The 11,967-nt window shown below is 65.7% G+C and carries 12 protein-coding genes; 5 read left to right on the forward strand and 7 right to left on the reverse strand.

The genetic code is table 11. From position 1 onward, the window contains the following. Positions 1-2: 2 nt before the first annotated feature. From AAIL68_RS04540 to AAIL68_RS04570, 7 genes are all read right to left on the reverse strand, one after another. Positions 3-899: a sugar phosphate isomerase/epimerase gene (locus AAIL68_RS04540; RefSeq protein ID WP_347138364.1), complete on the reverse strand. Its 897-nt coding sequence runs from the start codon at positions 897-899 to the stop codon at positions 3-5. Positions 900-995: 96 nt separating this feature from the next. Beyond that, complete coding sequence (locus tag AAIL68_RS04545; RefSeq protein WP_347138365.1) at positions 996-1,925, reverse strand: substrate-binding domain-containing protein; 930 nt, start codon at positions 1,923-1,925, stop codon at positions 996-998. A gap of 63 nt (positions 1,926-1,988) precedes the next feature. Beyond that, complete coding sequence (locus AAIL68_RS04550; RefSeq protein ID WP_347138366.1) at positions 1,989-3,008, reverse strand: ABC transporter permease; 1,020 nt, start codon at positions 3,006-3,008, stop codon at positions 1,989-1,991. A 13-nt stretch (positions 3,009-3,021) separates the two neighbouring features. Then, positions 3,022-4,560: a sugar ABC transporter ATP-binding protein gene (locus AAIL68_RS04555; RefSeq protein WP_347138368.1), complete on the reverse strand. Its 1,539-nt coding sequence runs from the start codon at positions 4,558-4,560 to the stop codon at positions 3,022-3,024. Between the two features lie 62 nt (positions 4,561-4,622). After that, on the reverse strand, positions 4,623-5,564 hold the full coding sequence (locus tag AAIL68_RS04560; RefSeq protein ID WP_347138369.1) for a sugar ABC transporter substrate-binding protein: 942 nt from the start codon (positions 5,562-5,564) through the stop codon (positions 4,623-4,625). A gap of 250 nt (positions 5,565-5,814) precedes the next feature. Continuing rightward, positions 5,815-6,843: a LacI family DNA-binding transcriptional regulator gene (locus AAIL68_RS04565; RefSeq protein WP_347138371.1), complete on the reverse strand. Its 1,029-nt coding sequence runs from the start codon at positions 6,841-6,843 to the stop codon at positions 5,815-5,817. A gap of 80 nt (positions 6,844-6,923) precedes the next feature. After that, entirely contained in the window at positions 6,924-7,934 is a 1,011-nt protein-coding gene (locus AAIL68_RS04570; RefSeq protein WP_347138372.1) for a LacI family DNA-binding transcriptional regulator, read from the reverse strand. A 106-nt stretch (positions 7,935-8,040) separates the two neighbouring features. Between AAIL68_RS04570 and AAIL68_RS04575 the strand changes: the two genes are divergently transcribed. From AAIL68_RS04575 to AAIL68_RS04595, 5 genes are all read left to right on the forward strand, one after another. Next, positions 8,041-8,988, forward strand: coding sequence for a TIM barrel protein (locus tag AAIL68_RS04575; RefSeq protein WP_347138373.1), 948 nt, complete (start codon positions 8,041-8,043; stop codon positions 8,986-8,988). Further along, complete coding sequence (locus AAIL68_RS04580; RefSeq protein ID WP_347138374.1) at positions 8,985-10,157, forward strand: Gfo/Idh/MocA family oxidoreductase; 1,173 nt, start codon at positions 8,985-8,987, stop codon at positions 10,155-10,157. The genes AAIL68_RS04575 and AAIL68_RS04580 overlap by 4 nt, the downstream gene beginning before the upstream one ends. Before the next feature lie 81 nt (positions 10,158-10,238). Then, on the forward strand, positions 10,239-10,430 hold the full coding sequence (locus AAIL68_RS04585) for a hypothetical protein (protein WP_347138375.1): 192 nt from the start codon (positions 10,239-10,241) through the stop codon (positions 10,428-10,430). Between the two features lie 111 nt (positions 10,431-10,541). After that, the gene (locus AAIL68_RS04590; RefSeq protein WP_347138376.1) at positions 10,542-10,964 is read left to right on the forward strand and encodes a YsnF/AvaK domain-containing protein; all 423 of its coding nucleotides are present in this window, start codon (positions 10,542-10,544) and stop codon (positions 10,962-10,964) included. Further along, complete coding sequence (locus AAIL68_RS04595) at positions 10,954-11,937, forward strand: YsnF/AvaK domain-containing protein (RefSeq protein ID WP_347138377.1); 984 nt, start codon at positions 10,954-10,956, stop codon at positions 11,935-11,937. Before AAIL68_RS04590 ends, AAIL68_RS04595 begins: the two co-directional genes overlap by 11 nt. The last annotated feature ends 30 nt before the right edge of the window (positions 11,938-11,967 follow it).

An 11,967-nucleotide genomic window follows, 5' to 3' on the forward strand; every position in this document is an offset into this window, starting at 1 on the left:
TCTCACTTCCAGTATTTTTCGACGTAGCGTTTGGTTTCCGACAGCATGTATCGGGCGCTGTCCTCGGCGCGGTCTTCCCAGGCGAAGACGCAGTTCGACAGCACGCCGTCGAACTTCATGTCGGCCAGCGTGGCGAAGAAGGTGTCCCAGTCGATCTCGCCCTGGCCGAAATCGGTGTGCTGGTGGACGCGCACCTTCGATCCGGGCGGGTTGACGATGTATCGCAGTTGCGAGGACTTGGTGTGGTCATAGGTGTCGGCAAGGCGGACATGTTCCAGCAGCCCTTCGGTCGCGCGCAGGTTCGCCACCATGTCGGGGCCGTAGAAGAAGGTATGCGGCGCGATGAAGGAGGCGCGCACCATGGGCGAATTGATGGTCTTGATGATGTCCACCGCCGGGGCGATTTCCTCAAGCCAGTCCTCGGGGTGGGCCTCCAGCGACAGCTTGATCCCCTCGCGTTCCAGGATCGGCACCAGCACGTCCATGGCGCGGAAGAAGGCGCCTTCGCAGGTCTCGGGGCGGTGCAGGCCGGAACGGTCGTTCAGGCTGCGGTCGGGGCTGCCACCGCGTCCGAATTCGCTGACGAACAGGGGACATTCCAGTTCCACGGCGAATTCGATGGCGCGCTTCCAGTTGTCGATCGCCACCTCCCATTCGTCGGGATAGGGGCTGGCCCAGCGATACATCGGCTGGATCGAGGCAAGGCCCACGCCGGTGTCGCGCAGCGCCTGCTTGAAGCTCTTGATCCGCTCTGGATACAGCTTCGGACGCGTCCACCAGGAAAAGAAGTCCGGGCGGGGCGACATTTCCACATGGTCATAGCCAAGCTCGGCCACCTTGCGGACGGTATCCTCCAGCGACAGGTGGCGGATCATGTGCGGGTCAAGCGTGTGTTTCATCGGGCGTCTCTGGAAAAGGTTCGCGAGGGCGGGACAGTGGGTGCCCCGCCCTGCCCTTGCCGCCATCCGCGGAGGAGAAACGGACGGCGGGCAGGATCATTTCTGGTAATCGGCCATGTTCTCGGGCGTGACGGGCTCGAAGGGGATCCAGTGTTCGGGTTCGATCTTTTCGCCCGCAGCGGCGGCGACGGCGGCACGCACCGCCTGCTCGCCCTGCCCCGTCGCGTTCTGATAGACGGTCACGTCCATCTGCCCGGCCTCCATCGCGGCAAGCCCGTCGGCGGTGGCGTCGATGCCCGCGATGACGATGTCGCCCTTGCCGGTGGTCGCGGCCAGCGCCTGCGCGGCACCGATCGCCATTTCATCGTTGTTGGCGACGATGGCGTCGAATTCCAGGCCCGCCGTCATCCAGGACGTGACCAGATCCTGGGCCTGCACGCGGTTCCAGTTGGCGACCTGCTTTTCGATGATCTCGACCTGGCAGTCAGGCTGGGCAAAGGCCTCCTCGACCATCCGGGTGCGCACCAGGGCCGCGTGGTTTTCCAGGGGGCCCATCAGGATCACGGCCTTGGGATTCTCGCGCCCTTCAAGCGCCTTGCAGACGGCTGCGGCCTCCAGGCGGCCCGCGTCGGTTTCCTGCGATCCGACATAGCCCGTGCCCTCTGGCATCCCGGTGTCCAGTTCGGCGGGCGGGTGATTCACATAGACCAGCGGAATCCCCGCCCCGGTCGCTGCGGCGGTGATGGCGGCGGTGCTGTCGCCATCGACCGCGTTCACGATGATCGCATCGACGCCGTTCGCCACGAAGTTCTGCACCTGGTTCAACTGCTTGGCCACGTCCAGTTGGGCATCCTCGACCGACAGGGTGACGCCTTCGGTCCGCTCGGCCTCGGCCCGGATGCCGTTCAGAAGGATCGTCAGGAACGGGTTGTCGAAGGAGGTCATGGTGACGCCGATCCGGGTATCCGCCATGGCGGGGGCGGCAAGCGTCAGGCACAGAGCGGTGGTGGCGATCAATCTGGTCATCGCGGTTTCCTTGTCGGACAAGAGGATGGGGGGGGCGGCCCGCGACGCAGGCCGCGCGGTGTTTCAGTTGGTCTTGCGGCGCTTGCGCTGCCGATGCACATCGGCCACCACGGCGGCCACGACGATCGCGCCCTTGATCATCTCCTGGTAGTAGGCGTCGAGCCGCAGGAAGGTGAAGCCCGAGATGATGACCCCGAAGATGATCATCCCGATGGCCGTGCCCAGGATCGAGCCCCGCCCGCCGTTCAGCGACACGCCCCCGATCACCGCCATGGCGATGGCGTCCAGTTCATAGGCCAGCCCCATCCCGGCCTGCGCGGTCTGGCCGCGCGCCGCCACCACCATCCCGGCAAGCGCCGCCAGCATGGCTGCGATCACATAGACCTTGACCAGGTGGCGCTCCACGTCGATGCCGGACACGCGGGCAGCCTGGGCATTGGCGCCGATGGCATAGGTGAACTTGCCATAGCGGGTGTATTTCATCGCCACATGGAAGATCGCGGCCACGATGATGAAGATCACCACCGGCATCATGCCCGATCCGATCCAGGCGAAGCCCTCGGTCGGGAAGCTGACCGGCTGGCCCTTGGTGTACCACTTGGCGAAGCCGCGCACCGTAACCATCGTGCCCAGCGTGGCGATGAAGGGCGGGATCTTGGTGTATGCGATCAGCCAGCCGTTGACGAAGCCCACGATGGCCCCGCAGCCAAGCCCGATCAGCAGGGGCACGATCATCGGCAGGTCGGTCAGCGCCGGATAGACCGCGCGGGCATAGGTGGAGACCTGGGCGAAGGACATCGCCACCATCGCCACCGCGCCCACCACGGACCCCGAGGACAGGTCGATCCCCCCCGAGATGATGACCTGCGTCACCCCCACGGCGATGATGCCGATCACCGACACCTGCAGGATCATGATCTTGAGCCGGTTCCAGGAAAACAGGAAGGACTGGCCCTGGAAGATCCAGCCCAGGATCTCGAACACAAGCGCGATGCCGATCAGGACCAGAAGGATGTTCACCTCGGTCGGCAGGCGGCGGGGCGGGCGCGCGGGGGCGCGGGCGGAAATGTCTTGGCTGCTCATGCAGATGGTTCCCTTACTTGGCCGCAAGCGACATGATCTTGACCTGATCCGCCTCGGCGCGGTCCAGGAAGCCCGACACATGGCCCTCGTGCATGACCATGATGCGGTCGGACATGCCCAGCACCTCGGGCAGTTCCGAGGAGATCATCAGGACGGCGACGCCCTGCGCGGCGAGTTCCGTGATCAGGCGGTGGATTTCGGACTTGGCGCCCACGTCGATGCCGCGGGTGGGCTCGTCCAGGATCAGGATGCGCGGCTTGGTCAGAAGCCAGCGGGCGATCAGCAGCTTCTGCTGGTTGCCGCCCGACAGGTTTTCGACCGTTTCCTGCAGGTTCGGCGTCTTGACGCGCAGGGTGCGGGCCATGTCCTCGGCCAGCCGGTTGACCTCATGCTGCTGGACAAAGCCGTTCCTGACATGGCTGCGGGTAATCAGCGCCGACTGGATGTTTTCCAGGCAGTCGAGCGTCAGGAAGCAGCCGGTTTCCTTGCGGTCCTCGGTCAGGAAGGCCATGCCGTGCGCCATGGCCTGGGCGGGGGTCTTGATGGTGACTTCCTGCCCGTCGATCAGGATCCGGCCGCTTTCGGCGGGATGGACGCCGAACAGCGCCTCGGCCACGTTCGACCGCTTCGATCCGACCAGACCGGCAAGGCCCAGGATCTCGCCCCGGCGGAGCGTGAAGGAGACGTCGTGGAAGACGCCGGGAAGCGTGAGGTTCTGCACCTCGAGGATCGTGTCGCCAATGGGGCAATCGACCTTGGGGAACATGTTGGTGATCTCGCGCCCCACCATCATGCGGATGATGTCGTCGCGGGTCACGTCGGAGGCGTTGTGCGTGCCCACATACTTGCCGTCGCGGAAGACGGTGAACTCGTCCGCGATCTCGAACAGCTCGTTCATCTTGTGGGTGATATAGACGATGCCGATGCCGCGTTCGCGCAGGTCGCGGATGATGGCGAACAGATGCTCCACCTCGCGCTCGGTCAGGGCCGAGGTGGGTTCGTCCATGATGAGCACGTCGGAATTGTGGGAAACCGCCTTGGCGATCTCGACCATCTGCTTTTGCGCCACGGTCAGTTCGCTGACCTGCGCGCGGGGGTCGAGGCTGATGTTCAGCCGCGCGAACAGGTCGGCCGTCATCTCGGCCATCCTGTTGTGGTCGATCAGGCCGAAGGCGCCCTTGGGTTCGCGCCGGATCCAGATGTTCTCGGCAACGGTCATCCAGTTCATCAGCGCCAGTTCCTGGTGGATCATCGAGATCCCCTGCTCCAGCGCATCCAGCGGCGAACGCAGCGCCACGGCCTGCCCCCGCAGCCGGATTTCCCCGGCATCGGGCTGATAGACGCCGGCGATGATCTTCATCAGCGTGGACTTGCCCGCGCCGTTCTCGCCCATCAGGGCGTGGACGGTGCCGGGGCGGATGCGCAACTGCACGTCGTCAAGCGCCAGCACGCCCGGAAACTCCTTGCGGATGCCGCTGATCGACAGGACGCCTTCGCTTTCGATGCTGGCCTTCACGCGGTCGATCGCCGCGGCCGTTCTTGGACTGACCATCGCCTGTCCTCCTCGCGATCCGATGATGCGCCGGGACGCCACCGCGCCCCGGCGCAAGGGCGTCAGTTCTTGGCCTGGTAATCCGCAAGGTTCGCAGGCGTCACCAGTTCGAAGGGCACATAGACCTTGGTTTCCACAGTCTCGCCGCGCGCCAGCTTCAGCGCCGTATCGACCGCACCCTGCCCCTGGCCCGCCGCGTTCTGGAACACGGTCACATCCAGGTCGCCCGCCTCCATCGCGGCCAGGGCGTCCTGCGTGGCGTCCACGCCGCCGATGACGATGTCGTCCATCGACCGGCCCGCCGATTTCAGCGCCTGGATCGCGCCGATGGCCATTTCGTCGTTGTTGGAAATCACCGCGTCGAATTCCAGGCCCGAGGTGATCCAGTTCGTCATCAGGTCGGCCGCCTGCGTGCGCGACCAGTTGGCTGTCTGCTCCTCGACGATCTGGATGAAGCCGCAATCGGGCGTTCCGATCACGTCCTTGATGTCCTGGGTGCGCATGCGCGCCGCCTGGTTCGACAGCTCGCCCATCAGCACCACGGCCTTGGCCTCGGTCTTGCCGGCTTCCTTCAGCAGGCGGCAGACCTCCTGGGTTTCCAGCGTGCCGGATTCCCTTTCGTCCGAGGCCACGAAGGCCTGCTTTTCAGGCAGGCTGTCCACGTTCACGGGTTCGCGGTTCACATAGACCAGCGGGATGCCCGCGTCGGCAGCGGCCTGCGACATGGCGACGGTGGCGTCGGTATCGACCGGGTTCACGATGATCGCGTCCACGCCCGAGGCCACGAAGTTCTGGATCTGGTTCAACTGCTTGCCCACGTCGTTCTGGGCATCCTCGATCTGCAGGGTCACGCCGTCCAGGCTGGCCGCGTGGTCCTGCATCCCGTTGCGCAGGACGGTCAGGAAGTTGTCGTCGAACAGGGCCATGGAAACCCCGATATTCTCGGCCTGGGCCGCCGTGCCCATCACCGCGCAGATCGCGGTCGCCGTCAGCAGTCGCTTCATGTCTTCCTCCCATTTGCGGTGCGCACCGCACCTTGTTCGTTACCGCCGCCAAACAGCGGGCCGCACGGGGCCGTCCTGCGAAAGCAGGGTCCGGCAGGTCAGGTCCTTGGCAGGCGGCGACGATTCTCCTCAGACCGTCGCAAGGGGAAGATCACGGAAGGCTGCCCTTCGGTCAATCACGGCATGATCCGCGAAACCATCATTCATGATGGAAAATGACGCCTTGCATGATGGTTTTACATCATGCGCGTCAAAGGCTTTCCGGCGTCCAGATCTGGAAAGGCAGGAAGCGTTGGCCGGGATTGTCCGTCAGCCCGTGTTCGCGGGCATGGATCATCAGGGCGATGGTTTCCTCGCAGACCTGGCGCAGGGGGGTGCTGATGACGACCGACAGGGTGCGGTCCTGCAAGGCCTCACGCGAATCCGGGGTCAGTTCGTTGACGACCAGGGTCACGTCGCCGGGCTTGCGCAATTCGCGCAGTGCGGCAATGGCGCCCTCCATGCCCCCACCCGCGCAATAGATGCCGACGATGTCGCTGTGCCGTTCCAGAAGTTCGGTCACGGCCTCATGGGTCAGTTGCCGCGTTTCCAGGTTGACCTGCGGGTTCAGCAGGTCGAATTCCGGCGCGTATTCGCGGAAATAGCTGCGAAAGCCGGTTTCGCGCAATTCATGGCCGTGAAAGCGGTGCCCGCCGATGAAGACCGCGACCTTGCCGGGCTTCCTGGCGATCTTGGAAATCAGCCAGCCTGCGGACCGGCCTACCTTGATATTGTTGGTGCCGACATAGCTTTCGCGCACGCCTTGGGCGAAATCCGACAGCAGGGAAAAGGTCGGGATGCCGCGTCCGCGCAACTCGCTGACGGCCGCCGTGACCTTGTGATGGTCCAGCCCCGTCGCCGCCACCGCATCGACCTTGCCCGCCATCGAGGCGAGCAGTTGCTCCAGTTCCCCCGGCAGGGTTGATTGCGCGAACCGCACCGTGACCCGCAGCCGGTGCGAGGTGACCTGCGCCGCCTGGTCCTGAAATTCGCGCGCGAAGTCCTGATAGAAGGGGTGGCGTTCCTTTTGCAGGATCAGCGCGACATGCAATTCGGGCAGTTCCGCCATCAGACGCGCGCGGATGGCATTGGCGCCATGGTATCCGATGCGCTGCGCGGCCTCCTGCACGCGCCGCGCGGTTTCCTCTCGCACCTTCAGGCGGCCGTTCAGCACGCGATCGGCGGTGGCAAGGCTGACACCGGCCTCGCGGGCCAGATCGGCAATGGTCGGACGGCGCATCGGCCCCCCTTTGGCTTGTGATGTGAACCGTCAGAGCCTTGAGGGTTTCACATCACGGGCAAGGGCGTCAAGGCGGAGTGTCAGACGCTTTCGGGCATGAAGATCTGGATCTCGGTCGCGATGGACCCGGCCTCGCCCTCCAGCCGACCGATCAGGCGGGCCATGGTTTCGACCGCCAGCCGCGCCTCCAGCACGGGCTTCTGGTCGATGATCGCCTGCACCTTGCGGGCTTTCAGCATCAGGCGGCGTTCGGGGGTCAACTCATGGGTGACGATGGCGATGGGGCGCGACTGCCGGATTGGTGCCAGCGCTGCGACCAGTTCCGAACAGCCGGTGGTGCACAGATAGATGCCCCGTAGGTCCGGGTTTGCCCGCGCCGCGCGCAGGGCCATGGCGGCGGCGGTGGCCTTGTTCTCGTGCGTCTCAAGCACGTCGCAGACACGGATGGCGGAGTGGCGTTCGGCCAGAACGTCGATGAAGCCGCCGCTGCGCGCGCCATGGCCCGGCATGTCGAAGCGGCCGATCAGGACCAGGGCCTCGCCCCCGCCCTGCCCGATCAGGTATCCCATCAGGTCGCCCGCCACGCGGCCCGATTGGCGGTCGTCGGGGCCGACAAAGGCGGCGCGGCCACGGGCGGGCACGTCGTCGGCCATGGTCACGACCGGGATGCGCGGGGGCAGCGATTCGATCGCCGCGACGATCTGGGGGGCGGCGGGCACGGTCAGGATCATGCCGTCGGCCCAGGCAGAGGCGCGGGCGATCTGGGCTGCGATGCGGTCGGGCTGCGCCGGGTCGATCTGTTCGACCTGGAACAGCAGGTTCAGGTCGCGGTGGATGGCGCGGGCCTGGTCGATCCCTTGGCGCAACTGGTCGTGGAAGGGATTGGACGGCGGCTGGATCAGGATGGCGATGCGCTTGACAGCCCTGGGCTTGATCACCAGGGTCCGGTCCAGCCCCAGGCGGCGCGCGGCCTGCAGGATCGCCTTTTCCTTGTCCACTGATACCCCGCCGCGCCGGTTCACCACCCGGTCCACGGTCGCCACCGACACGCCCGCGGCCTGCGCCACATCCTCCAGCGTCACTTTCGCCATGCTGTCCCCCTGCGGCGCGAGACTGGCGGATTGAGGGTTTCCCCTCAAGTCCTTCCTTCGCCTGCCGCGTCCTGCCGGATAATCCTGCGGGGGAGCGGAGGACAGCATGACCATCACCATCACCACCGCGCCCTGCTGCTGGGGCGTGGACGACGTATCGAACCCCAACCTGCCGGACTGGCGGCTGGTGCTGGAGGAAGCCGCAGCCGCCGGTTACGGCGGGCTGGAGCTTGGGCCCTATGGCTACATGCCGCTGGATGCCGAAGCGGTGTCGTCGGAACTGCGCAAGCGGGGGCTTTATGTTGTGGCGGGCACGATCTTCGACAACCTGGTCGATCCCGCCAATCGCGAAAGCCTGGAACGCCAGACACGCCAGATCTGCGCCGTGACCACCGCCCTGCCGAAGCCCCCGCTTGCGCCGGGCCAGCGGTTTCCCGCGCCCTATCTGACAGTGATGGATTGGGGCCATGACGCCCGCGATTACGCCGCCGGGCATTCCGACCGCGCGGTGCGGCTGGACGATGATGCGTGGGCGGGCATGGTCGCCAATATCCGTGCCATCACCCGCATCGCCCGTGACCATGGCGTGCGCGCCGTGATCCACCCCCATGCGGGCGGCCATATCGAGTTTGCCGACGAGATCGAGCGCATCACCCGCGACATCCCCGCCGAGGAAGCCGGGCTGTGCCTGGACACCGGCCATACCGTCTATGCCGGGATGGACCCGGTCGCCACGCTGGAAAAATACTGGGACCGGCTGGACTATATCCACTTCAAGGACATCGAGGCCGCGAAATTCGCCGAAGCGATGTCCCGCCGCATCCGCTTCTTCGATGCCTGCGCCGAGGGCGTGATGTGCCCCATCGGCGAGGGCTGTATCGACTATCCCGCCATCCTGGCCCTGCTGGACCGGCGCGGCTATGCGGGCTTCATCACCGTGGAGCAGGAACGCGATCCGCTGAACGCAGGCGGATCGCTGGCCGATGTCCGCAAGTCCCGCCGCTATCTGGAAACCGTGGGCTTTGCCCGCCCCGCCATGGAGACGACCCGATGATCAACGGCAACCGCCTGACGAAATCCGCGATCCGCTGGGGCATGGTGGGGGGCGGCAAGGGCAGCCAGATCGGCTATGTCCACCGATCCGCCGCCATGCGGGACGGGTATTTCGACCTGAAGGCCGGGGCCTTCGACCTGGACCCGCAGCGCGGCCGCGACTTCGGGGTGGAACTGGGCCTGGACCCCGACCGCTGCTATCCCGATTATCAGGCGATGTTCGCCACCGAAGCCGCGCGGCCTGACGGCATCCGCTGCGTGACCATCGCCACGCCGAACAACACCCATTACCCCATCACCAGGGCCGCGCTGCTGGCCGGGATCCATGTCATCTGCGAAAAACCCCTGACCTTCACCACCGCCGAGGCGCTTGACCTGCAAGCCATCGCGCAGGAGCGCGGCCTGGTCGTCGGCGTCACCTATGGCTATTCCGGCCACCAGATGATCGAGGAGGCCGCCCGCCTTGTGGCAGACGGCACCCTGGGCGAGATCCGCATCGTCAACCTGCAATTCGCCCATGGCTTCCACAGCGCGGCGGTGGAGCTGGACAACCCCGCCACCCGCTGGCGCGTCGATCCTGCCTTCGCCGGTCCCAGCTATGTCCTGGGCGATCTCGCGACGCATCCGCTGTATATCAGCGAAGTCATCTGCCCGCATCTGAAGATCAGGCGGCTGTTGTGTTCGCGCCAAAGCTTCGTCGCATCCCGCGCGCCCTTAGAGGACAATGCCACGGTGCTGATGGAATACGACACCGGCGCGGTCGGAACCTGCTGGACCTCGGCGGTGAACGCGGGCGCGATGCACAGCCAGAAGGTGCGGGTCGTGGGATCGAAGGGGTCGGTCGAATGGTGGGACGAACATCCCAACCAGTTGCGGCTGGAAATCCAGGGCGAACCCGCGCGCATCCTTGACCGGGGGATGCCCTATCTGCACCCGCAGTCGCTGGCCGACGACCGCATCGGCGCGGGCCACCCCGAAGGGCTGTTCGACGCCTGGGCGAACCTGCACTACCGCTTCGCGCTTGCGATCGAGGCGCATGAGGAGGGCGATCCGTCCCGCGTGGCCGACCTGCGCTATCCGGGCATCGCCTCCGGGGTCGAGGGCGTCCGCTGGGTGGAACATTGCGTCAGATCCGCCGACGCGGGCGGGGTCTGGGTCGATTACGCCTGAAAGGACGCGCCCGGCGCGCGGAAAGGGAACCATCGGGCGGCCATCCCCGTAAGGATCCAGATCGCTTACAGGAGATGGATCGTGGAAGAATACTGGATTTGCCGGCGCGACAATCCGCATTTCCGCCTGACGGAGGACGGGTCCGATTTCTCGACCAGTGCCGCGCCCATGGTGTTCGGCAGCCATGACGCGGCTTTCGACTACATGACGCGGGAAAACACCCGGCCGCCGCTGGAAGGAATGTCGCTGGAGATCGTCAGATCCGAGGCATGACGGAAAGGGCGCCGCCGGGCCGGGCGGCGCCTTTACGCATTTGCTAATCGCCCGTCGCGGAACGGATGCGCCCACACGGTCGTTTCTACCACGACCAGGGAAACGGGCACCATGACGGACGAACCTCATATCCTGCCGATCATGAAGGAAGAACTGTCGCTGTCCAAGCGGCAGCTTGTCAGCGGGCGGGTCCGAGTTAGCACGCAGACGGAATCCGTCGAGCAGATGCTGTCGGTGGACCTGTCCGAGACCGAGGTCGAGGTGGTTCGCGTCCCCATCGACCGCAAGATCGACCGGATGCCCGAGGTCGTGACCGAAGGCGGCCTGACGATCGTTCCCGTGGTTGAAGAAAGGCTGGTCGTGACGCGCGAGCTTTATCTGCGCGAGGAAGTCCATATCCGCCACATCGAGCGGCGGCAAACCCAGGAACTTCCGGTGACGACCCGCCAGCAGACCGTCCATGTCGAGCGCCTGCCCGCAGAGGAAGCGCCCGCAACCCATCCTATCGCAAAGGACAACCAAGATGACCTATGACAATGACCTCGGGACGACCGGCATGTCGGGTGGAACCTCGATCTCGGCCCTGTTCGACAGCCAGGCCGATGCCCAGCGCGCCGTGGACCGCCTGATCGGCCTTGGCGTTCCGCAGGCCCAGATCCGCATGGTGGATGGCGGCACGGACACCGACAGCACGGTCGCGCCCGCCGACCGCGAAAAGGGCTTCTGGGAAAGCCTGGAGGATTTCTTCTTCCCCGACGAGGACCGCTATACCTATGCCCATGGCCTGTCGCGCGGCGGTTATCTGGTGACGGTCAGGAACCTCGATTCCACGAACTACGAAGCCGCGCTCGACATCCTGGACGACGAGGGAACGGTCAACCTGGACGAGCGCGAGGCAAGCTGGCGCGCCGAGGGCTGGGGCGGCTACGAGGCCAGCCCCTATGCCGCCGGGCGGTCCACGACGACCACGGCAGGGTATTCGGACAGCGACTCCCTGGCATCCGGCACCTATACTGACACGGGCCGCGCCTATACGGACACGGGCGTCACGTCCGACCGCCTTGATGCGGACCGCCTCGCCTCGGACCGTCTTGAAAACGACGAGACGATCCCGGTGATCGAGGAACGCCTGCGCGTGGGCAAGCGCGACACCAGCCACGGCCGTGTCCGCGTCCGGGCCTATACGGTCGAGGAGCCGGTCAACGAAAGCGTCAGCCTGCGCGAGGAGCGGGTCGAGATCGAACGCCGCCCCGTGGATCGCCCCCTGTCGGCGTCCGACACCGCCTTCCGCGACCACACCATCGAGGCCGAGGAATACCGCGAGGAAGCCGTCGTGTCCAAGGAAGCCCGCGTGGTCGAGGAAATCGGCCTGCGCAAGACCAGCGACACGCGCGAGGAAACCATTTCCGACACCGTCCGCCGCACCGAGGTCGAGATCGAGGACGAGCGCGGCGGAACCGATAGGACGGGCCTTGACCGCACCGACATCGACCGCACGCGGGAGTGATCCGGTTTCCCGGCGATCCGGCTGTTGATA

Origin of the sequence: Paracoccus sp. SSK6 (assembly GCF_039770665.1) — a bacterium.
In the GTDB taxonomy this organism is placed as follows: domain Bacteria; phylum Pseudomonadota; class Alphaproteobacteria; order Rhodobacterales; family Rhodobacteraceae; genus Paracoccus.